The sequence below is a fragment of the Neptunicella plasticusilytica genome, from assembly GCF_047922965.1.
Lineage (GTDB): Bacteria > Pseudomonadota > Gammaproteobacteria > Enterobacterales > Alteromonadaceae > Neptunicella > Neptunicella plasticusilytica.
Window position 1 is genome coordinate 4,202,895 of record NZ_CP150481.1, and the last position, 22,489, is coordinate 4,225,383.

The 22,489-nt window shown below is 47.3% G+C and carries 18 protein-coding genes; 8 read left to right on the forward strand and 10 right to left on the reverse strand.

Annotation, left to right across the window (positions count from 1 at the left end):
- Positions 1–352: 352 nt before the first annotated feature.
- Positions 353–775, forward strand: a complete 423-nt coding sequence (locus V1467_RS18990; RefSeq protein WP_416306554.1) for a VOC family protein — start codon at positions 353–355, stop codon at positions 773–775.
- Between the two features lie 399 nt (positions 776–1,174).
- Here the strand turns inward: V1467_RS18990 and fadA are convergent, their stop codons facing one another.
- Both fadA and fadB read right to left on the reverse strand, forming a co-directional pair.
- Positions 1,175–2,335, reverse strand: coding sequence for an acetyl-CoA C-acyltransferase FadA (gene fadA, locus V1467_RS18995; protein ID WP_416308726.1), 1,161 nt, complete (start codon positions 2,333–2,335; stop codon positions 1,175–1,177).
- Between the two features lie 26 nt (positions 2,336–2,361).
- Positions 2,362–4,506: a fatty acid oxidation complex subunit alpha FadB gene (fadB, locus tag V1467_RS19000; RefSeq protein WP_416306555.1), complete on the reverse strand. Its 2,145-nt coding sequence runs from the start codon at positions 4,504–4,506 to the stop codon at positions 2,362–2,364.
- A gap of 235 nt (positions 4,507–4,741) precedes the next feature.
- Here fadB and V1467_RS19005 point away from each other — a divergent pair, with 235 nt between their 5' ends.
- Together V1467_RS19005 and pepQ are read left to right on the forward strand one after the other, a co-directional pair.
- On the forward strand, positions 4,742–6,697 hold the full coding sequence (locus V1467_RS19005) for a transglycosylase SLT domain-containing protein (RefSeq protein ID WP_416306556.1): 1,956 nt from the start codon (positions 4,742–4,744) through the stop codon (positions 6,695–6,697).
- 54 nt (positions 6,698–6,751) lie between these two features.
- Positions 6,752–8,068: a Xaa-Pro dipeptidase gene (pepQ, locus tag V1467_RS19010; protein ID WP_416306557.1), complete on the forward strand. Its 1,317-nt coding sequence runs from the start codon at positions 6,752–6,754 to the stop codon at positions 8,066–8,068.
- A gap of 59 nt (positions 8,069–8,127) precedes the next feature.
- On the opposite strand, the gene V1467_RS19015 is transcribed toward pepQ, so the two are convergent.
- The 7 genes from V1467_RS19015 to V1467_RS19045 all read right to left on the reverse strand — a co-directional run bounded on the left by V1467_RS19015 (position 8,128) and on the right by V1467_RS19045 (position 16,485).
- Positions 8,128–8,907 carry a metal ABC transporter permease gene (locus tag V1467_RS19015; RefSeq protein WP_416306558.1) on the reverse strand — a complete coding sequence of 260 codons (780 nt, stop codon included), beginning with the start codon at positions 8,905–8,907 and terminating at the stop codon, positions 8,128–8,130.
- On the reverse strand, positions 8,907–9,809 hold the full coding sequence (locus tag V1467_RS19020) for a metal ABC transporter substrate-binding protein (protein WP_416306559.1): 903 nt from the start codon (positions 9,807–9,809) through the stop codon (positions 8,907–8,909). The genes V1467_RS19015 and V1467_RS19020 overlap by 1 nt, the downstream gene beginning before the upstream one ends.
- 13 nt (positions 9,810–9,822) lie before the next feature.
- Positions 9,823–11,157, reverse strand: a complete 1,335-nt coding sequence (locus tag V1467_RS19025) for a hypothetical protein (RefSeq protein ID WP_416306560.1) — start codon at positions 11,155–11,157, stop codon at positions 9,823–9,825.
- Between the two features lie 71 nt (positions 11,158–11,228).
- Positions 11,229–11,549, reverse strand: coding sequence for a hypothetical protein (locus tag V1467_RS19030; RefSeq protein ID WP_416306561.1), 321 nt, complete (start codon positions 11,547–11,549; stop codon positions 11,229–11,231).
- 104 nt (positions 11,550–11,653) lie between these two features.
- Positions 11,654–12,394 carry a ferredoxin--NADP reductase gene (locus V1467_RS19035; protein WP_416306562.1) on the reverse strand — a complete coding sequence of 247 codons (741 nt, stop codon included), beginning with the start codon at positions 12,392–12,394 and terminating at the stop codon, positions 11,654–11,656.
- Between the two features lie 61 nt (positions 12,395–12,455).
- The gene (locus V1467_RS19040; RefSeq protein ID WP_416306563.1) at positions 12,456–13,613 is read right to left on the reverse strand and encodes a GGDEF domain-containing protein; all 1,158 of its coding nucleotides are present in this window, start codon (positions 13,611–13,613) and stop codon (positions 12,456–12,458) included.
- A 79-nt stretch (positions 13,614–13,692) separates the two neighbouring features.
- Entirely contained in the window at positions 13,693–16,485 is a 2,793-nt protein-coding gene (locus V1467_RS19045) for an EAL domain-containing protein (protein WP_416306564.1), read from the reverse strand.
- Positions 16,486–16,795: 310 nt separating this feature from the next.
- Between V1467_RS19045 and V1467_RS19050 the strand changes: the two genes are divergently transcribed.
- The 3 genes from V1467_RS19050 to V1467_RS19060 all read left to right on the forward strand — a co-directional run bounded on the left by V1467_RS19050 (position 16,796) and on the right by V1467_RS19060 (position 19,007).
- Positions 16,796–18,250 carry a protein adenylyltransferase SelO gene (locus V1467_RS19050; protein ID WP_416306565.1) on the forward strand — a complete coding sequence of 485 codons (1,455 nt, stop codon included), beginning with the start codon at positions 16,796–16,798 and terminating at the stop codon, positions 18,248–18,250.
- A gap of 122 nt (positions 18,251–18,372) precedes the next feature.
- Complete coding sequence (locus V1467_RS19055) at positions 18,373–18,681, forward strand: c-type cytochrome (protein WP_416306566.1); 309 nt, start codon at positions 18,373–18,375, stop codon at positions 18,679–18,681.
- 11 nt (positions 18,682–18,692) lie between these two features.
- A complete protein-coding gene (locus tag V1467_RS19060) occupies positions 18,693–19,007 on the forward strand; it encodes a hypothetical protein (protein ID WP_416306567.1) in 315 nt (104 codons plus the stop codon).
- On the opposite strand, the gene recQ is transcribed toward V1467_RS19060, so the two are convergent.
- A complete protein-coding gene (recQ, locus tag V1467_RS19065) occupies positions 18,996–20,816 on the reverse strand; it encodes a DNA helicase RecQ (protein ID WP_416306568.1) in 1,821 nt (606 codons plus the stop codon). The genes V1467_RS19060 and recQ overlap by 12 nt on opposite strands.
- 78 nt (positions 20,817–20,894) lie before the next feature.
- Between recQ and V1467_RS19070 the strand changes: the two genes are divergently transcribed.
- Positions 20,895–21,368 carry a thioesterase family protein gene (locus V1467_RS19070; RefSeq protein ID WP_416306569.1) on the forward strand — a complete coding sequence of 158 codons (474 nt, stop codon included), beginning with the start codon at positions 20,895–20,897 and terminating at the stop codon, positions 21,366–21,368.
- Between the two features lie 147 nt (positions 21,369–21,515).
- Positions 21,516–22,439, forward strand: a complete 924-nt coding sequence (gene rarD / locus V1467_RS19075; protein WP_416306570.1) for an EamA family transporter RarD — start codon at positions 21,516–21,518, stop codon at positions 22,437–22,439.
- Positions 22,440–22,489: the final 50 nt, after the last annotated feature.

Sequence of the window (22,489 nt, forward strand, 5' to 3'; positions counted from 1 at the left end):
GTTGGTTTAATGATCCAGAGCTGTTAATTCCCGGTAAAACAATAAGTTACAATATTTTCACAGTGTCTAATTGATTGAAATATGGTGATTTTCTTCAAATCGATATAGCCAAAATTATTTTGAAACCACTTTTTAACTGCTATTTAGTCTAAAAATATTCGCTATTTGCTATCACCAACGAGTTAAAAAATGAGGTTTTTAACTTGATTAACAACCGGGTTAACAATTGTCTGTTAACGTTCTGTTGCTCCATCCTTATTTAATTGTTTTTATTAGGTTTTTATGCTGTAAATTGAATCATTAAGGTGCACTATAATCATCATTGCACCATTATTTTTGTTAGGGAACTTGCATGCAAAATAGCAATCCGTTTCATCTGGCAATCCCGGTTACCAGTTTGGAGCTATCTCGACAGTTCTATGGCGAACTGATGGGCTGTGCTCAAGGGCGAAGCAGTGAACAATGGATTGACTGGGATTTTTTCGGACATCAATTAGTTACGCACTTGGTAGCTGAGATGCCCAGCGCCCCACAACATAATGCAGTGGATAACCACGCAGTACCCGTTCCCCATTTTGGCGTAGTACTGGATTGGCAATGCTGGCAACAACTGGCGGATAAGTTAAGTGAGGAAAAAGTAGATTTTGTGATCGAACCTTATATTCGTTTTGTTGGCCAGCCGGGTGAGCAAGCGACAATGTTTTTGTGCGATCCTTGCGGGAATGCGCTGGAATTTAAAGCGTTCAAGGATTTGAATCAGTTGTTTGCCAAATAGATAAAGCTGCGAGTAACGAGCTATGAGCTAAAAGCAAAAATAACCGTTCAACCTGGGCGCGAAGAATGAGCTGTCGAAGGGTGATTTTGTTGTTCATAGTTCGACTGTTCGTCCCTCACGCTCACCACGAACGGACTTTCATATACACCGTTCACCCTGAACTTGTCGAAGGGTCACTACGAACCTATTGCATTTATTAATGTTTTTTCCTGTTATCCCTGCCTTGTTTTGAGCCGGGATTCATCTTCACGTTATCAACCATTTTGACCCCTGGATTCCGTTCCGGCTCAAACATAACCGCATGATAAACTGACGGGCTAAAGCCACGACCTACTGAGAATTGGTAGGTCGGCATTTATGCCGTCAATGACATAAACCCCGACCTACCAATTGATAAATTTAGACCCGTTCAAATACCGTCGCGATACCCTGGCCTAAACCAATACACATCGTCGCTAGACCAACCGACTTGTCATTGGCTTCCATCAGATTGATCAGCGTAGTAGAAATACGTGCACCCGAACAACCTAATGGATGACCCAGTGCAATCGCACCACCATTCAGATTGACCTTCTCATCATAATTGTCCAACCAGCCCAATACTTTGATACATGATAAGGCCTGAGCGGCAAAGGCTTCGTTAAACTCGGCTATCTCGATGTCGTCCATCGTCATACCGGCACGTTTAAGCGCTTTTTGGGTTGCGGGGACCGGGCCATAACCCATAATCGCCGCATCACAACCTGCTACCCCCATAGAGCGTATTCTTGCCCGTGGTGTCAGCCCTAATGCCTTGGCTTTTTCGGCGGACATTAACAGCATGGCCGAAGCACCGTCAGAAATCGCTGAAGAAGTTGCTGCCGTTACCGTGCCGTTAACCGGATCAAACACCGGACGTAATGCAGACAAGCTTTCTACTGTCGATTCAGGGCGGATCACTTCGTCAGTCTCGATCAGTGTTAATACCCCGTCAGCATCATGACCCAAAATCGGTGCAATCTCATTCCAGCGACCTTCCACTGTGGCGGCATGGGCACGTTGGTGAGAACGGGCGCCAAACTCGTCCTGCATTTCACGGCTGATACCATTCTGACGACCCAATAACTCTGCTGTCATCCCCATGCTACCAGAGGCTTTGGCGGCATGCTTGGCTAAGCCAGGATGAAAATCCAGATTAAAATTCATCGGTACGTGGCCCATATGCTCCACACCACCGATCATAAATACCTCGCCCTGGCCGGTCATAATGCCTTTGGCGGCATCATGCAGAGCCTGCATGGATGAACCACATAACCGGTTTACTGTTACCGCACTAACGCTACGAGGAATATCGGTTAACAGCTGGGCATTACGGGCAATGTTAAAACCCTGCTCTTTGGTTTGTTGCACACAACCCCAGATAATATCTTCTATTTCGGCCGGATCTAATGATGGATTGCGTACCAGTAGCTGGGTCATTAAATGGGCGGATAAGTCTTCTGCACGTACGTTACGGAATACACCACCTTTAGAGCGGCCCATCGGGGTACGGATACAATCAACAACAACGACGTCTTTCATGTTACTCATGTTCTTTACTCCTGCTCTTATTGGCCAAAATAGGATTTGCCAGAGGCCGCCATGTCACGCAAGCCATCTGAAATCTGGTAAATCGGCCCCAAGTCCGCATATTTATCAGCCAATGTCACAAAATTGCTTAACCCGATAGTTTCAATGTAACGGAATATACCGCCACGGAAAGGAGGGAAACCGAGTCCATACAGTAGGGCGATGTCGGCTTCGGCAGCGCTATCGACAATCCCTTCTTCCAGACAGCGAATGGCTTCGTTAGCCATAGGGATCATCAGGCGTGCGATAATTTCATCGGCATCAAAATCCTGTTTATCCGCCTTGATCAATGCATAGGCTTCATCTGCAGGCGTTTTGGCCGGGCGATCACGCTTATCCACCGAGAAGTTATAAAAACCTTTGCCATTTTTCTGACCCAGGCGACCGGCTTTGTACAATAGTTCGATAGGATCATCCGCTATTTTCTGCATACGCTCAGGAATACCTTCAGCCATCACTCCGGCAGCATGATCGGCGGTGTCCATGCCGACCACATCCAGCAAATACGCCGGACCCATTGGCCAGCCAAATTGCTTTTCCATCACTTTATCAACAGCAGCGAAATCCGCTCCATCCAGCAGCAATTTGCTAAAGCCGGCAAAATAAGGGAACAACACACGGTTAACTAAAAAGCCTGGGCAGTCATTGACCACAATCGGCGTTTTACCCATTTTTAAGGTGAAGGCAACTACAGCAGCAATAGTTTCGTCGGAGGTTTTTTCACCGCGAATAATTTCCACCAATGGCATGCGATGCACCGGATTAAAAAAGTGCATGCCGCAGAAACGCTCTGGATGTTTAAGACTTTTAGCCAGTGAATTGATTGAAATGGTCGATGTGTTGGAACAGATAATCGCATCGTCGGCAACATGCTGCTCAGTCTCGGCCAGTACCGTACTTTTGACTTTAGGATTCTCCACCACGGCTTCAATCACGATATCGGCATCTTTAATCGCTGTGTATTCCAGTGTTGGTACGATACGATTTAGCGTCTGCGCCATTTTACCGGCATCCATCCAGCCTTTTTCTATACCTTTGCCGAGGATTTTGGCCGCTTCATTTAAACCCAACTCCAACGCGGGCTGGGCAATATCTTTCATAATGGTCGGAGTACCTTTCACCGCAGACTGGTAGGCAATACCACCGCCCATAATGCCTGCGCCTAACACGGCAGCCTGTTCGACGTTTTTAGCGGCAGTTTTAGCCTGTTTTTTACCCTTGCTCTTAACGAGCTGATCGGCCATAAAGATACCGATTTGCGCTTTAGCGGCATCGGTTTTGGCCAGTTTGACAAAACCTTCGTTTTCAAGCTTGAGAGCGGCGTCACGCTCCAGTCTTGCAGCTCCGGCAATAGTATCAACCATCACATGCGGTGCGGGATAATGCTTGCCTGCCTGGGCAAATACCATGGCTTTTGCGGTGGAAAAACACATGGTCGATTCATTTTTGTTTAAACCCAGTGGCGCCTGTTTTTGCGCCCGACGTGCCTGCCAGTCAATCTTGCCGTCAATCGCATCAGCAACCATACTCATGGCGGCATCAATTAACTTGTCTGGCTCGACAACTGCATCAACTGCTCCGACGGCCAAGGCTTTGGCCGCTTTGTGATTTTTGCCGGTACTCATCCACTCCATCGCATTATCCGCGCCAATCAAACGCGGTAAACGTACAGTGCCACCGAAACCTGGCATCAAACCAAGCTTAACTTCCGGCAATCCAATTTGGGCAGTTGTGTCGGCCACTCTCAAGTCACAGGCCAAGGTCATTTCACAGCCTCCCCCTAAAGCAAAGCCGGTTACTGCAGCCACTGTGGGAAAAGGTAAGTCTTCGACTAAATCAAATGCTTGGGAGGTTTTTGCCACCCAAGCCAGTACTTCATCATCTGGAAGGGCAAACAGTTCACCAAACTCGGTAATGTCCGCACCCACGATAAAGGCGGGCTTAGCTGAACGGATAATGGCACCTTTCACTTGTGAATCACTGCTTAGCACAGCACACATGTCGGCCATTTCCTGAATAGTTTGTTGATCGAATTTATTGACTGAACCGGCGGCATCAAAAAGCACTTCTGCGATACCGTTATCCAACAGCTTGGCGGACAGGTTTTTGCCTTCGTATATCATTATTTTCTCCGAGGACAGAATATGTAGGGTTGTCAATTCTTGATGATACACAGGCAAATTTCAAGCAAATTCAAACAATCGTTTGGAATAAGCGTTTGAATTACTCCTCAGATAGAGTGTGTTTTTCTTTACAGCAACATCCGCCTATTATTTATAGTAGTAAATCTATGCGCTGGCATTGACATGCAATACAGATGGATTATGGTTGTGGCTGCGAATTGCTGCGGGAGTTTTAGTGATTAACAAGCTCGGAATGGTTATGTATTTATTCAGGGTATCCGGCGGTCTAATGCTGACGCTGGGGTTATTTTCTGCTACCTGCAATGCTATTGACCTGACCGAACAACGTGAATTATTCATTCGTGCCGAGGCACTTGCCTATAACCCCAGCAGCGAAGAATCGCAAAAACTGGCGGAGCAATTGGCCGATTATCCGTTGTACCCTTACGTAGAACAAAAAACCCTTATTCAGTATCCTTATTTATCGAATCAAAAAAAAATTGCCGCGTTTCTGGAAAAATATGATGGCACGCCTTTGGATCGTCCCCTGCGCAAAAAATGGCTGAATTACTTATTGACTAAGGATCAAAAAGCATTATTCCTGCATTTTTACCGGGATATTGGTGATACCCGCCTGAAATGCAAACAGCTTAGCTATCGACTTAGCGATAAACAACCAAGCGAAGAACTGTATAAAGAAATTGATCGATTGTGGCTAACCGGGCAGTCTTTGCCCTCGGCTTGCGATCCTGTGTTGAAAAAATGGCAACAAGCAGGACGGAGAACCGAACAGGCCGTCTGGAACAGAGTGGTACTGGCCGCCGACGGCGGTAACCACACACTGTTACCCTATCTGAAAAAATTGCTGCCCGAGAATGAACGCTACCTGGCCGACTTATGGCTGCAAGTGCGTCGCTCTCCCAGTTACGTCAGTAAACCTTCGCTGTTTCCAGCCAAAATAATGGAGAAAGAAACCGAAATACTGGCCTATGGCTTACAACGCCTGGTCTGGCATGATCGAGACCTGGCGCTGGCAAGCTGGCACAAGCTTCAGGAGCGTTTCCAGTTTTCTGCCAATCAACAGCAACAGATTACGGCTAAATTTGCCGTGAGCCTGGCATTGGCCAATCATGAAAAGGCCGGTGAATGGCTGGAGCAGGCAGATAAAAACTTTGATGATGAAGAGATTCTGCGCTGGCATCTGGCCTATCTGCTGCGTCAAAAAAACTGGCAACAGGTAGTAGATATCGTCAGTGCCGCGCCTGCGCAACTGGCCAGTGACTACAGCTATCATTATTGGCTGGGACGCAGTTATGAAGAGCTTGATGCGCCAGAACAGGCCACCCAAAAATTCCAGGAATTAGCCAATAAACGTCATTACTACGGTTTTTTAGCCAGTGGTAAGTTACGCTCCAAACCCGAGCTGGCCGATTCGCCGCTGGCTTATGACGCTACCCAACTTTCCGCTATTGCCGGTATGCCGGCAGCTCAGCGTGCCAAAGAGTTTTTGGCGCTAAAACGTAATGTCAGCGCCCGTCGTGAATGGATCTATTTGCAATCACAACTTTCTGATGAACAGAGTTTGATGGCGGCGGTGATTGCCGATAGCTGGGGTTGGCACGATCAGGCTATTTTCACGTTTTCACGCGTGGGTTATCTGGATGATGTGAAACGCCGTTTTCCGCTGGCCTTTAAAGATCAGATGGTCAATACCTCGGAAGATCAAAATATCGATCCCGCCTGGGCCTTTGCCATTGCCCGGCGCGAAAGCTCTTTTATGTCCGATGCCAATTCTGCGGTAGGGGCACGGGGACTGATGCAATTGATGCCCAGTACCGCCCGTTATCTGGCTAAAAAACGGATTAAATCCCGTTCACTGATGGATCCCGATACCAATGTGACCTACGGCACCCAGTACATGCGTTATTTACTGGATAAAATGGACAACAATCAGGTGTTAGCCACCGCCGCTTATAACGCCGGCTGGCGCAATGTCAAAAACTGGCTGCCACAGGATAGCAGTATCCCTGCTGATGTCTGGGTGGAAACCATTCCCTATAAAGAAACCCGCAATTACGTCAAGGCAGTGATGGCTTACAAACAAATTTATCTGCGTTTATTGGGTGACGAACACAATTTGTTTAGTGATCTTGCCACTATGCAAATTTCTTCCGGTACGACAACTTTGTAGAGCGCAAGGGCTGTGATAATGTAGCCGCCATCAAAATTGCCGCGGAACACTTACATGTCAGATTACGTCCATTTTTATGCCCAGCACATCCAGGAATTACAACAACGTACCCGCCATGCGCTGGAACGTGAAGGCATTGATGGTTTGGTGATCCACTCAGGCCAGGCCAAACGCAAGTATCTGGACGATATGGATTACCCTTTTTTCGTCAATCCCCATTTTAAGGCCTGGTTACCGGTACTGGATAATCCCAACTGCTGGCTGATTGTTAACGGTTCCGACAAGCCCAAACTGATTTTTTACCGTCCCAAAGATTTCTGGCATAAAGTCCCACCCGAGCCAGACGCATTCTGGACAGAATATTTTGATATCACCCTGCTGACCAACGCTCGCGCAGTGGAAAAATATTTACCTTTTGACAAAGCCAAATACGCCTACATTGGTGAGTATCTGGAAGTCGCCCAGGCGCTAGGTTTTGCACTGGTCAATCCGGATCGGGTAATGCACTACCTGCATTATCACCGTACCAGTAAAACAGATTATGAGCTGGCCTGTATGCGTGAGGCGAATAAACTGGCTGTCGCCGGGCATCTTGCTGCCAAACAGGCCTTCGAGCAAGGTTTAAGTGAATTCGATATTAACTTGGCATTTTGCTGTGCGACTCGTCAGGGTGATAACGAAGCGCCCTATGGCAGCATTGTGGCATTAAACGAAAACAGTGCGATCTTGCATTACACCGCGATGGATAAGGTACCGCCGGCCGATTCCCGTTCTTTTCTGATTGATGCGGGAGCCCATTTTCATGGTTATGCCGCCGATATTACCCGTACCTATACACGTGGCTCAAACCAGTTTGCTGAACTGATTAAATCAGTTGACCAAATGACACTGGATTTGATTGATATGGTTAAACCCGGCGTGCCTTATCCGGACGTTCATCTGGCAACTCACCAGAAAGTGGCCGAAACTTTACATCAATTCGGCCTGGTCAATTTATCTGCCCAAGACATTATCGAGCAAGGCATTACCAGAACCTTTTTCCCTCACGGTATTGGCCATCATCTCGGTTTACAGGTGCATGATACCGGTGGTTTAATCGATGATGATTGGGGCACACCTAAACCGGCACCGGATCAACATCCGTTTTTGCGTAATACCAGCACTATAGATGTCCGCCACGTGCTGACCATTGAACCCGGATTCTATTTTATTGACAGTTTGTTGGCCGATTTAAAGGCTACGCCGCAGTCCCGTTACATTAACTGGGATAAAGTTGACGAGTTCAGGCCTTTTGGCGGGATCCGGATCGAGGATAATGTGATCGTACATAAAGATCGCAATGAGAATATGACCCGTAATTTAGGTTTATAGCACCAAAAACCGTCAGGTGAAGCACCACTTCACCTGACGACAGGCCGCCTCAGCCAGGTTTAGCCGGTTGTCGCTGGTACAGTTTTTTTGGGCGTTAAGCAGCCCGCCACTACCCCCAGTATCGCCAAACACCACACGATCATGGCACCCGAGGGCAAATCCCACAATGCAGAGGTCACCAAACCGGTCAAATACCCGGCTGCCCCTACTGCATAGGCAATCCACAAGCGACTTTTTTCAACATAACCACGGGTAGCCAGCGCCGGAATAATCAGGCTGGCAAATACCAGATAAACCCCAACCAGCTGAACCGAAGCTGTCACCGTGATAGCAAACAGCAGATAAAACAGCAGACGATTTACATTGGGCACATCAACCCAATACCAGATAGCGAGCACCAAGGCGTAAAGCGCCCCAATAGGCAACAGTTGATCATAAGACACCCATAATATTTGGCCGACCAGTAAATCTTTCAGCTGCTCACCGCCATGAGGATTATTGGTTAATAACAATAATCCCAGCGTAGCCGCCAAAACAAACACCACACCAATCAGGGCTTCCTGAATCGCAGCAAACTTTTTTTCTGTCCAGTGTAGCAAGACTGCACCTACCATAGCTGCCGTCACTGCTGCTAGCTGGACTTCCCAACCATCGGTTTCCCAACCAAACACGCTGGCCGCAATAACCCCAAGACCGGCTATCTGGGCGATAGCCAAGTCAATAAAGATAATCCCGCGATTTAAAACGGAACGTCCTAGTGGAACATGCGTCGCCACCACCAAAAATCCGGCCAGTAACGCCGGCCCGATAATAGCAAGATCAACTGCTGCCCAATTCATTAGTTTACTGCCTGTAATAAACGGTTAAAGGTATCGTCATACAAACTGAAAAGGTCTGTCGCTGCTGGCGTACCGCCTAGGGTAAAAGGCAAGGCAATTGCCTTGATACCGGTTTTATCCGCTAGCCAGTTAGACGCTTTATCACTCTGGTATGCAGCACGGATAATCACTTTGGCAGGCGTCGTTTTCATCTGCTGTAAAATTGTTGCCAGATGACCACTGGTGGGCGGAATGCCTGGTTTATCTTCCAGGGTGGCCACCTGGTCCAGTTTCAGCCAGTCTTCCAGATAGATCCAGCTATCATGGTGTACCACTATCGCAGCGTGCTTTAGCTGACGAGTCTGGTTTTTCCACTTCTTTAATGCCGCCTTCCAACGTACGGAGAAATCCTCCAGCTTATTTTGATAAGTTGCGCTGTTCGCCGCATCCAGTTGAGCTAATCGCTCGGTCATGGCCTTGGCAACATACAGGATATTGGCAGGGTTAGTCTGGATATGCGGATTACCGGCAGCATGCACATCACCTTGGCTGCGATCGATTTGCTTGGGAATACCTAACAAACGAACATATTGGGTGGCCATGAAATAACCCGGTTTACCCTGCTGAATATTGCTATTCGAGGCACGCTGCAGCAACAGCGGCAACCAACCCACCTCCAGATCTGCGCCAGTACAGGCAACCATATCAGCATCCCGTACCTTAGCAATTAAACTGGGGCGCGCCTGCACATGATGGGGATCCTGTAAGCCGGTGGTGGCACTGTAGGTTTCGACCAAATCGCCCCCCAACTCATTCGCCAGCGATGCCCATTCTGGCTCACAAGCCAGAATCTGAACTTTTGCTTGAGCATTAAAGACAGAACCAAGCAATAAAGTAAGTACTAACATTTTAACATTTTTCATTGTTTGTCTCCGATTAGAACGAGTGGGCACCGTGAGCGCCAAAAGCAGTAATGTATTGCAAGATAACCAAATCGGAATCCTGTGGAGAAGCCTGGTCACGACTGAACTGCAAGCGGACACGACTGAATTCACTGTTGCTCCAGTCAACCATCATACTAAGCTGACGTGGATCGTGGTCGAGAGTATCCAGTACTGTGTCGTTAAAAGTGTCGGGAAGTCCGTCACTCTGCAGGCCTTCATAGCGTAAACCGACTCGCCATTGTGGCATAAACTGATAAACCCCCTGCACATACCAACCCGTCTGTTTATGGTCAAGATCGAGTAAATCGGCGCTGCTAGTGGCTAGCTGCCCTTGTTCGGTGCGACTAAAATATTCGGCTTGAATTTTGGCATTAGTGATTTTGCTATTACCGTCCGGTGCCCATTTCCAGACAAAGTCGGCTAGCCACAGTTTACTGTCACCCGAAAAACTGTCGCCTTCATCTTCATCAGCAAAGCGCTCATCAACATCAGCTTGCAAATAAGACACGCCAGCTCGCCAGCTTTGACTGAAATTAATGTCACCACCTATGTGGGAATAAACCGTGGTAATCCCTTTACCTTTATTAGCCGCTCCTGCTGCAGGATATGCATCACCGCGGAATAGTTCGGCACCCGTTTCCCAATAGAGATCGGTAGGCGCTAACCAGCTGACCTGAACCCCGGCATCGCCGAAGTTGGGCCCCAGAAAAGCCTGATACGCAAGCGGACGCACCGCAAAATCATCAGTATGGCCATGATGACTGTTCAGATAACCAATGCCGGAAAAAAACTTACCGGCCTTGACGGTAAAGCCATTAGCTAGCCCCAGAGTTTGGATAAAGGCTTGTTCAATTTCGGTTTCTTCACCAAATGCCAGGGTCAGACTGCCATAAAACTTATCATCAATATTGGCAGATAAATTCAGTTCAGATTCACCCAGCGATAATCCGCGTTCACCCGGCCCCGGCTCTTCACCCAGAAAGTAGCCCGGCATCGAAAACTCGTAATCTGACGGAGCTTGCAAATATTTACCGTTTAACACCACCCCAATACCGGGGTTAAAGGTGTTAGCTGCGGTACGGTTAGATTGCTGGCTCAAATCTATTGCCAGTTGCTGAGTTTGTTCGGTGGTTTGTTCGCTTTGCTCTTCGGTATCTTGAATACGCTGTTCCAGTGCTTCAATTTTTTGTTGGTACAGCTTTTTTAAGTCAGCCAGTTCTTGGCGGATAGCATCAATATCTTTGTCGGCTGCGAAAGCCGGGGTGGTACTGGCGCCAAGTAATGCAATCGGCGCCAATGCCAAAATTAATGATCGATTAACGGCCATCAAAATGTCTCCAGAAAATATGAATTCAACAAAGCAACCGGCATTGATATACCAGTTCCTTAAATAAAAAATCAGGAATTCAGCTTTTCGGGAGGCCCACGATTACGGGTAACTGTAACCGTTGATTCATACTCGTCCATCGGTAGCATCTGTATAACAGTAGATGGCAGGACAGCGTTGTTAAGAATAACGGCAGTTGGCGGAAGTGCGTGATCAGCATTGGCCGCAGAAAGGCACAACGCACAGTGATTATCCGGTTTAACTAGATGAGAAGCATCATGGTCAACATAGAGTTTGGCGACCACAAAACTGAACAGCAGCAATAGCACCAATCCATATTTGGATAGTGTCGACGCTGTTCTGAATGAATGCAAACTATGCGATCTAATCATTTGTTATAATATAACATTATGATTTTACTGAAGTCGATAGAGCGAGCTTGATTTACTGAAAAAATCCGACGAACAACAAAAAAATAGCGTTAGACAGCAGTTTTTTACCAGTATTGTTCAACGGTGACATTACCCGGTTTACGCCGCAAGTTTTTTTCCAGCCCCAAGGTTTCCAGTAAGGCTTTAGTGTCCTTGATCATGTCCGGGTTACCACAAATCATCACCTGACTATGGCTATCCAATTTTTGCTCTGATTGCTGTTGTAGTTGTTGGTCGGTAATCAACGCCGGGATTCTTCCATACAGGGCATCAGGCACACTCTCACGACTGACCACTGGAACATAGCTGAACTGACCAGCGTATTGTTGCTGCCACTGCCCAATCAACTGGGTATAAGACAATTCATTGGCCCAACGCGCCGCATGAACCAAGATTATATGCTTAAAACGTTGCCAGGGCTCCTGCGTCGCGAGCATAGATAAATAGGGACCGACACCGGTACCGGTTGCCAGTAGCCACAAGTTATCACCATCAGGTACTTCATCCAGGGTAAAAAATCCGCTGGCCGGATAGGATACTTCTATCTGGTCACCGGATGTCAACGCCGCCAAAGCCGGTGACAATAGTCCGTCATCAACATAAGTGAGATAAAATTCCGCATAATCGCTACCCGGCGGATTGACCAGTGAATAAGCTCGCTGGACTCTTTTGTCGCCCACTTGTAACGCCAGACGCACAAATTGCCCGGCAGTAAATTTTTCGGCCGGACAACGCACTTTGAGACTGAACAGTTTATCGGTCCAAAAATGATTGCTTATCACTTCAGCAATATGCCAATTTGCCATCAGGATCTCCGTTAATTATTGATGTCGTCCACATTAGCATAAAGCCAGGGACAGCAGAGACTTAATACAGATCCGGCGTCACTACTCTATTACGGCCACTCAGGTTAGCCTGATAAAGTGCATGCTCTGCGCGGGACAACAGTTTACTGTAAAAATATTCGTGACGACTGGATACCACCCCAAAACTGGCGGTAAAGCGAATTTCCTGTTCCCGCTCGGTCAAACAAATTTGACCGGTCGCCAGGCGCAGTCTCTCCGCCATTTGCAGCGCCCCGTCATCGGAAGTATTGGGCATCAGCAACAGAAATTCCTCGCCACCGACGCGGCCTATATAATCACCAGTGCGCAAGTTGGTAGTCAGCGTGTTGGCAAAAGTACGTAATACCATATCACCAGCATGATGGCCGTATTGTTCGTTGATTGACTGCAAGTTATCTACATTGGTCAGGATCAGGCTGATCCACTGGTCACTACGCTGGCAATGAGCCATCAGTTTGGCGGCAATCTGTTCAATACCGTTCTGATTCAAGGTGCCGGTCAGCGAATCGGTAATAGAGAGTTCATTATTATGCTCGGACAAATCGGAAATAATCGTCAGTAAAATCCCTATCCCGATGGCGGTGTAGGCCGCCGGTAACAGTAAAAAACTGACCAGTTCGTAGTAGTGTTGCAAGGACTGGTCAGGATTCTGCGCCTGGATGGCGGTTAAAATTCCTCTGGCCAAATGCACGAGGGCACCGATCTGGAAAATCACCGCAACCACTTTTTCGGCTGGCGATAGGGGTTTAGGTTTAAACCATAAGACAAGACTGCTTATTTGCAAACATAGCATCACAAAAAACGGACTCACAGCCATTTTCAGCTCGACACTATTTTGCACCGAGGAGTAATACACCATCACGTTAAGCGCAACAAATGCGGCGACGACAAACCAGACAATATGCAGTGAACGATTGGCACGTAGCACAAAACCATAACAGACAGTGGAAGCGGAAATCATCGTCACCATGGTATCGAGTAACCAAAACAGCGCCTCTGAAGCAAACAACGACACCGGGATCAGATTGATCAGCCAGCCCAACGAGCCAAACAGGAAACCGACAGACCAAACCAGAATATATTTTTGCGGCACATTTTTTTGCCAGATATGCAGCATGATCCAGCTAAAGGTGAAATAAACAATACCTTGTGAAACAACAATATAGAAAAGTGATGACAAGTGTTAAACCCATCAGCTGAGAACTTGTTTATAACTATAACGAATCAATATAGATGCGCATAGACCCAAACCTGTTTTTCTATTCAGTATGTTGATAAGCGCTAAACTGGCTAAGCGGTTGCGGCTTGGCAATCGCATAACCCTGAGCGTAATCCACTCCCAGTTTACCCAGCTCCACCATAATATCTTTGGATTCAACGAATTCGGCGATAGTTTTCACCCCGACAGCACTGGCGATATCATGGATCGAACGCACCATCGCGCTGTCAACTGAATCAATCAGTAAATCCTTGATTAACTCACCGTCAATTTTGACAAAATGAACCGGCAAATTTTTAAGATTGGAATAAGACGAGAATTCGTTACCAAAATCATCCAGCGCAAAACTGCAGCCCAAATTGGCAAAGGTCTTAATAAACTTCAGGGTATCGTCCATTCTGACCATTGCATCGCTTTCGGTCAGTTCAAAACAAATCTTTTCATAAGGGATGGCATATTGTTCAAAGGCGTTGAGCACAAACAACTTCAAATCATTATCTGCCAATGAATAGCCGCTGAGATTAATATTACAGCGTTCCAGTTGAGCCAGATGCTCAGGATGGGCGCTGAGCCACTGAAAATAATGCTCAATTACCCAGCCATCAATCATCGCCATCAGATTATGCCGTTCCGCTGATGGTAAAAAAGACGTGGGCGAAATAATATTATCCTGAATATCGGTGTTCATGCGCAGTAGAATTTCATACTGATGGCGGGCTTCGCTGGTTTTCAGGGGGTGATAGTGCTGGAAGTACAATTCAAACTTGTTATTTTCCAGCGCCTGATTCAGCATGCTTAACCAGTTTTGATCGGTTTGAAAATGTGTCAGTTCCTCCCCCTGATGCGAATAATTGTGGATCTGGTTGCTACCTTGTTGCTGCGCACTGTTGCAGGCCGAGTTGGCCATACTAATTAATTGCTGTACCGATTTGGTGTTTTTATCATAGTGAGCCAGACCGATATGGGTGCCGATATCAACGTGGCGCTTGTCCCAGACAAAGACAAACTCCTCACCGATTTGCTGTAGTTGTTCGGCAATAGTCATTGACTGGATGGCCTGCTCTCCTTCCAGCAAAATGGCAAACTGGTTGCTGTTTAATCTGGCCAGCATCGCTCTGGAACTGATCACTTGGTGCATCTTGTGTGATAGCTGTTGCAGCAGAATGTTGGCAGCCTCATAACCGCAGGTTTCGTTAACCTGCTCAAATTGTTCAATTTCGATCAGGAGCAAGGACAACACGCCATTGCTTTGCCGGGTGTATTGCAAGGCCTGGGTCAAACGACGTTCAAACTCGCGATGATTGTACATCCCGGTCACCGAATCATGGCTGGCCAGATACGCCATGCTCAGGTTGCTATGTTTACGCTCGGTAATATCCACGACCGAACCAAACAGCAATTGCTGTTCATCTTCTTGCTGCATCTGTACCGAATTAGAAAACCAGAACTCCGAGCCATCGCGTTTATTGCCCTGAATCTCACGGCGAAAAACAATGCCCTTGTGATGCAGCTCCTTGATGAGCTTTTTGCGATCTTCTTCATTGCGATACAACTGCCGGGTGTTTTTGACTTCATTGAGCATCTGCTGTTCGGACTCATAACCGAACAATTGTGCCATCGCCGGGTTAACGCTGATTAACTGCCCCTCCAGAGTGGCACTGTATAATCCTTCCGCAGAGTAATGTACCAGTTGGTAAAACTGCTTGAGGTCAGTAATGATTTCATCCTGTTGATGTTGGTAAGTCATTTTTACCGCTTGCTCAAAAGCTTCGTTAGCCAATGCCAGAATCAGCCCACCGGCCAACACCAGTAATATCAGACCAATATTGATTTGCCTGTCAACAATAATACCATTGAGATATAAGGTGGACTGTGCAATACCGACCACACAAATAATCAGCCAACCACCAATAAACAAGCGGGACGGCAGCCTGTTTCCGCGCCGGATAGAACGAACCCCGAGAAGCAGCTGGATCATCAATATTGCTGATGAAATACTGGTGGTGAAAATCAGTTGCCAGTATGCATCCGACATAACCGCGAAAACCAGCAGGGCGCCACAAAGTACATAAGCCGAATAGCGCCAGTATGCTGACACGGGTTGTAATACCGAATGCGATACCTTGACCAGGCATAGCAGCGTCATCGCCAGCAGTCCGGTGGTAAAAGAAGAAATATACGGCACCAGTCCCAACCATTGGGTCAGATTACCTTGCAAGTTGAGGAATAACAGCAGCGCAGCAATACAACTGGACGCATACCAGAACCGCACCGGACTGCGGCGTAAAATGTAAGCCACCATAAAATAGCTAGCCAGAACAATTAATCCGCCGCAAATAAAGCCTTCAAGTAATTGAATCTGCTGTTCATTTAATTTTAATTGCGATTCAGACACTAGCGTTAACGGCATCACCATGGGGCCATCATCAGCCAGTTTGAAATAAACTGACAAGGTTTCGAGCGGCTGGAAGCTGACCGGTAACAGGAAACGGCCGGCCTTAACCTGATGCAATGCATCAACCCTGTCAGTACCGGTAAAATGCGAATAGCGGATACGATTTTTACTGTCCAGCACATACCAGTCGAGTTTATTCAGACCCGGATTCGCCATCACCAGATAGGAATCCAGAGTTTGGGCCGCCTGATTGGATATAGACAATTTGCCCCATAACACATCCCCCTCAACCAAAGGGGCAATATCCAACACCGACTGCCAGCTTTCCAGTGACTGGATAAAAGATAGCTGACGGGATTCGTCAATACGCAGCACCTCAACGCGAGTTGACAGATTTATTTCCGTAACGGACTCATCTATCTCGATATGGGCGGCCATTACTGGCACACTCAACAGGCACAGCGCGATGTAGGATCGGCACAATAGCAAAAGAAAGGAAAAAATTGATTTCAAAAAGGAGTTATCTCCGCTTCAAGCAGTGTCCCTAGCATAATCTCCTGTGGTGTCAGATCAAGCATCGGTGTTGTTATGGTTCTTAATTTTGATCTGATCAGTATAGTTCTTTTCAATAACTTTCAATAGGTTATACAAATTTTATACACCAGTCTGGTTCCCGCCGGGAAAGATAAATAGTGCTCTGATATAGTACCCCCTGACGTCACGACCATTTATTCAAGGCCTGAATACAGTGAACTTTGACAATAGCTACATGCAACTTGGCGAATCCTTTTATCAACAAATTCGCCCCACGCCGGTCAGTCAGCCGAAGTTATTGCTGTGGAATCAACCACTGGCCGACACACTCGGGATGGCTGAATCTGTGCAGCAAGATAACCATCTGCTGGCACAATATTTCTCCGGTAATAAATTGCCTGAAGGCGCGGAATCTATCGCGCTGGCTTATGCAGGTCACCAGTTCGGTCATTTCAATCCGCAGTTGGGCGACGGACGGGCTCATTTATTAGGTGAAATCATCGATACGCAAAATGTGCGCCGGGATATCCAGCTTAAAGGTTCCGGTCCTACGCACTTTTCCCGTCAGGGAGATGGCCGTTGCGCATTAGCTCCCGCCTTGCGTGAATATATTATGAGCGAAGCCATGCATGCGCTGGGTGTGCCGACCACTCGCAGTTTGGCGGTGGTCGCCAGCGGTGAAACCGTCTATCGGGAAAGACCCCAACCAGGTGCCATCGTCACCCGTGTAGCCAGCAGCCATATTCGGGTCGGCACTTTTCAGTATTTTGCTGCGCGTAATAACATGTCTGCACTCGAAGCATTAGTCGACTACAGCATCCAGCGCCATTTTGCACATACCGATTTACGCGATGAGAATAAAATCCTGCGCTTTATGCAACAAGTAATGCAAAGGCAAATAAACTTGATGGTGGAGTGGATGCGGATCGGTTTTATTCATGGTGTGATGAATACCGATAATACTGCCATCAGTGGTGAAACCATCGATTTTGGCCCTTGCGCGATGCTGGGCGTTTATCATCCAGGTACGGTGTATAGCTCCATCGACCGGCAAGGTCGTTATGCATTTGGTAACCAGCCACTGATCGCCCAATGGAATATGGCCAGACTGGCAGAAGCCCTGCTTCCCCTGATTGATCGCGACCAGCAAAAGGCGCTAAAGCAGATAGAACCGCTTGTCCACGATTTCTCGCATCAGTTTGAACAGGCCTATTTTGCCATGCTGTCCAAAAAAGCCGGATTAACCGATGCTAATGCCGAAAGTATCGAAATGGTCCAGCACCTGCTTACCGCCATGCAAACTCTGGAGCTGGATTACACCCAAACGTTTAACCGCCTGACCGATTCTCTCAAAGACGAGTCAATTGCGTCAGCGCTACAGCAGCAACTGGGTGACTGGTATCAACAATGGCGAACAAAACTGGAGCAAACAGATGATAATCTTGAGCATCAAAGTTTGTTGATGCGCCAATATAATCCGCTGGTGATCCCCAGAAACCATCATATGGAAGCGGTACTGAGCGAATGCATTGATACTGGCAGTATGCAGGCAGCGGAGCAATTTCTGCAGGTGTTACGTTCGCCCTATTCACCGACTCAATACACTGCCCAATATCAGGATTTGCCAGCAGATAACGATCGTTATTATCAAACCTTCTGCGGAACCTGAACGCTGCGGACATCATTTTTTATTGACAATTATCAACCCAGCTGGAGTAAATAACGTTACACTGAGGTCACAATTTGTTTGAACAATCCAATACTTGTCATCACCAACGGGAGCCAATCACGATGAAGTTAAAATCTGTTTTATTGTTTGTTGTTAGTTCGCTCAGTTTTTCTGTTACCGCAGGCGACATTGACGCGGGTAAAAGTAAGTCCGCCACCTGCACCGCATGCCATGGTTCAAATGGAATCTCGGTGATCCCCATGTACCCCAATCTGGCTGGCCAGAAACAGGACTACCTTAAAAAACAGCTTAAGGACTTTCGCGACGGAATACGCAAAGATCCGGTGATGGGCGCCATGGCCAAAGGGTTAAGCGACACCGATATTGATAATCTGGCGGCCTACTATTCCAGTCTGGATCCCAAAGGCTAGCCCTTTTTTGTATGCACATTTTACTGGTTGAGCCCAAACGGGCTCGACGGCAAAATCTGGCATTATTGCTTACCACAACCGGCGGTTTCAAAGTGACCAGCATTGCCACTTTGAGCACAGCCAAGGAGCAGAATAGTGCCGACCTGTTGATGATTAGTCAGCGGTTATTTCAACCACAGCAAATTGCTATCCCCTGCATATTATTCGATGCCAACCAATACCCTGACGTTATTCCGCCGGTTATCGGTTATATCAGCCAACAGACGACAGATATCGCCATAGCGGAAAAAGTACGCATGTTATGGGAGCAGCATTCAGCTTTGTAAGTGCTTATTGATCAAGGCCAAAAAGCGCTCTCCGTACCGCTCCAGTTTAGTTTGTCCCACCCCGGAAATGGCCAGAAACTCGCTAATGGAACCGGGCAACTGTTCGGCCATATCGGCCAGTGATACGTCGCTGAACACCACAAAGGGCGGTACCTGATCCTGCTCGGCAATCTGCTTGCGCAAATGTTTGAGTTTGGCAAATAATTCCCGATCATAATGCCGCTGCGCCAGTTTATCCTTGCGGCTTACTTTCAAGCTCAAACGTGGCACAGCCAGAGTAAGTGCTTGCTTACCGGTTAATACATCGCGCGTGGCTTCGGTCAATTTCAATACTGCATTTTGGGTAATATCGACCCTTAGCAACCCCTGATGGATCAGCTGGTTGATCAGGTTGTGCCAATAGGCATCAGACTGATCTTTGCCTATGCCAAAAGTACTTAACTGATGGTGTTGCTGTTCGATAATCTTGTTGAGCTGGTTACCCCGCAACACATCAATCACATACTGGCTGACACTGTTTTGACCCAATCGATATACGCAAGACAGAATCTTTTGTGCCTGCTGAGTACCGTCAAACTGGCGCGGTGGATCGAGACAAATATCGCAGTTTCCGCAAGTATGGGCGTTATACTCGGCAAAGTAGTTTAACAATACCTGACGACGACAAGTCTGCGCTTCTGCCAAAGAATGCATAGCTTCAAAGCGTTGTAGTTCGACGGCCTGACGATCGGGATTATCATTCATCGCAATCCATTTACGGCATCGAGCAGCATCTTTTTCATCAAATAACAGCAACGCCTCGGCAGGCATGCCATCCCGGCCAGCACGGCCGGTTTCCTGATAATAGGATTCAATAGTGCGCGGCAATTCAAAATGCACCACAAAACGCACATTGGGTTTGTTGATCCCCATACCAAAGGCCACCGTGGCGACGATCACATCAATATTGTCACGGATAAAACCTTGTTGTACCCGATCACGCTCGGCGGCATCCATTCCGGCATGATAACCGGCACAGCTAATGCCGCTTTGCGCCAGTTTTTGACTAAGTTCATCCACTTTACGACGACTGCCGCAATAAATAATACCGCTGCCTTCTTGCTGTTTAAGATAGTCCATCAACTGACTAAATGGCTGATACTTGATCAGCTGGTTGTAGCGGATATTGGGGCGATCAAAACTGCCCTGATAGACATATGATTGATGCAGGTTAAGCTGGATTTGAATATCCCGGCGGGTGGCCAAATCCGCGGTTGCCGTCAACCCCATTGTGGGAACATTGGGGAAATGCTTTTTTAACTGACCGAGTTGACAATAATCCTGCCGGAAGTCATGCCCCCAGTGCGACACACAATGGGCTTCATCAATGGCAAAAAAACTGACCTGCAAATGCTGTAAGCGCTGGATAAAATCCGGCTGAAGCAAACGTTCTGGCGCCAGATAAAGTAATTTAATCTGGCCTTCATGCAATTTTTTGTAAGTATCCAGTACCTGTTCATAAGGCATATTACCGTTGACATAAGCTGCCGGCACACCACTGGCCAACAAGGCATCGACCTGATCTTTCATCAGGGATATCAAGGGAGATACCACCACCGTTAATCCCGGTAATAACAACGCCGGTATTTGATAACACAAGGATTTGCCACCACCGGTAGGCATCAGCACCAGACTGTCTTTGCCTTGTAAGGTGGCGTCGATGACTTCCTGTTGACCGGGACGAAAAGAATGATAGCCGAAAACCTGTTTTAACTGGCTTAACGCGGCTTGCTCAAATGATGCAGGTTCGGATTGGATTGAAGCAGACAATGTAAATCAGGTATAAAAATGATTGTGTTATTGTACGTTTCTTTGCAGTGACAGGTCATCAATTAAATAGGAATAGTTATGGATCAGGATAAAGCGTTAACAGCCGAAGAACTGCAAAATCATGTGGCCGCAGTCTTTCGCGACCATATGCCGTTTAATCAACTGCTGGGAATGAAAATTAGCCAGTTTGATCAATCCGGCGTCGAAATACGCCTGCCCTGGCATGACGGGCTGATGGGTAATCCAATTCAGAAAATTCTGCACGGTGGCGTCACCGCCGCCATACTCGATACCGCAGGAGGCCTGATGGCCATCCTCGAAGCAGTACGTCATATGCCACAAGTTAACCTGGTCGAATTCCAGAAAAAGATATCACGAATGAGCACCATCGACATGCGGGTCGACTATTTACGCCCGGGCAAGGGAGAGGAATTTATTGCCACAGCCAAAGTCATCCGTAAAGGATCACGGGTGGCGGTATGCCGAATGGAATTACATAACGACGCGGGCGAGCATATCGCCTTTGGCACCGCCACCTATATGGTCAGTTAAATCCTCAACAAGTACCAAAAATGTTAATTCGAGTACAAACTTATTGACGTTATAAAACAATCAATTAACGCCTAATTTTGCCTAACCCCAAGAGGATGCGTAACATTCCTTTTTTGATAGCTCCGCTCACTCAGGTACAGCCATCCGATGAACGATCATTCTGCCAAATCCGGTATCCTATTTGCCATTGCCGCATATGGAATGTGGGGCTTCGCCCCGATGTATTTCAAACTTATCAAGCAAGTTCCGGCTATTGAAATCCTGATGCACAGAATGATTTGGTCGCTGCTGATTCTGCTGGTGTTGATTATTGCAGTGGGCCAGGTTCATAAAGTACAAGCTGCCCTGCGCAATCCAAAAGTATTAAAGATATTACTGATTTCCGGGTTATTGCTGGCAGGAAATTGGCTGTTATTTATCTGGGCGATCAATTCCGACCATTTACTTGACGCCAGCCTGGGTTATTACATCAATCCACTATTAAACGTGTTGCTGGGCTACCTATTTTTAGGTGAACGTTTACGCCGTATGCAACAGGTTGCCGTCCTGATTGCTTTGGTTGGCGTGTCCTATCTGGTAGTGTCGTATGGGCAGCTGCCCTGGATTGCTCTGGTACTGGCTGGCAGTTTTGGCATATACGGGTTATTACGCAAACAAGTGGCGGTGGACTCGTTGCCCGGATTATTAATAGAAACCAGTATGATGACCCCGTTTGCCATTGCCTACTGGATTTGGTTTGCCGGCCCCACCAGCAACTTTATGCTTAACGAGACCAGCCATAACCTGATACTGATTTGTGCCGGCGTTGTCACTACCGCCCCCTTGTTGTGTTTTACCGCGGCGGCTAAACGCTTGATGTATTCCACTTTGGGCTTTTTCCAGTACATTGGCCCCAGCATTATGTTTTTGCTGGCCGTTTTTGTCTATCAGGAAGGTTTGCAAATAGACAGACTAATTACCTTCGGCTTTGTATGGACGGCATTGATTATTTTCAGTTACGACTCTTATCGCCAGTACCGCAACAAACGCAAACTACTCAAACAATCCTTACAAACTCCAACCGCCAACTGATAAAGATAGCGGTCAGAAGCGATTTACTGTATGCTTCGCGACCGCCTTTA

What these genes read in the sequence shown, in the direction of transcription:
- V1467_RS18990 (WP_416306554.1), top strand. Translation starts at nt 353, where the DNA reads ATGCAAAATAGCAATCCGTTTCATCTGGCAATCCCGGTTACCAGTTTG.
- pepQ (WP_416306557.1), top strand. Translation starts at nt 6,752, where the DNA reads ATGTCAGATTACGTCCATTTTTATGCCCAGCACATCCAGGAATTACAA.
- fadB (WP_416306555.1), bottom strand. Translation starts at nt 4,506, where the DNA reads ATGATATACGAAGGCAAAAACCTGTCCGCCAAGCTGTTGGATAACGGT.
- V1467_RS19025 (WP_416306560.1), bottom strand. Translation starts at nt 11,157, where the DNA reads ATGGCCGTTAATCGATCATTAATTTTGGCATTGGCGCCGATTGCATTA.
- V1467_RS19045 (WP_416306564.1), bottom strand. Translation starts at nt 16,485, where the DNA reads ATGGCCGCCCATATCGAGATAGATGAGTCCGTTACGGAAATAAATCTG.
- V1467_RS19055 (WP_416306566.1), top strand. Translation starts at nt 18,373, where the DNA reads ATGAAGTTAAAATCTGTTTTATTGTTTGTTGTTAGTTCGCTCAGTTTT.
- V1467_RS19070 (WP_416306569.1), top strand. Translation starts at nt 20,895, where the DNA reads ATGGATCAGGATAAAGCGTTAACAGCCGAAGAACTGCAAAATCATGTG.
- V1467_RS19060 (WP_416306567.1), top strand. Translation starts at nt 18,693, where the DNA reads ATGCACATTTTACTGGTTGAGCCCAAACGGGCTCGACGGCAAAATCTG.
- fadA (WP_416308726.1), bottom strand. Translation starts at nt 2,335, where the DNA reads ATGAAAGACGTCGTTGTTGTTGATTGTATCCGTACCCCGATGGGCCGC.
- V1467_RS19015 (WP_416306558.1), bottom strand. Translation starts at nt 8,907, where the DNA reads ATGAATTGGGCAGCAGTTGATCTTGCTATTATCGGGCCGGCGTTACTG.
- V1467_RS19035 (WP_416306562.1), bottom strand. Translation starts at nt 12,394, where the DNA reads ATGGCAAATTGGCATATTGCTGAAGTGATAAGCAATCATTTTTGGACC.
- rarD (WP_416306570.1), top strand. Translation starts at nt 21,516, where the DNA reads ATGAACGATCATTCTGCCAAATCCGGTATCCTATTTGCCATTGCCGCA.
- V1467_RS19030 (WP_416306561.1), bottom strand. Translation starts at nt 11,549, where the DNA reads ATGATTAGATCGCATAGTTTGCATTCATTCAGAACAGCGTCGACACTA.
- V1467_RS19020 (WP_416306559.1), bottom strand. Translation starts at nt 9,809, where the DNA reads ATGAAAAATGTTAAAATGTTAGTACTTACTTTATTGCTTGGTTCTGTC.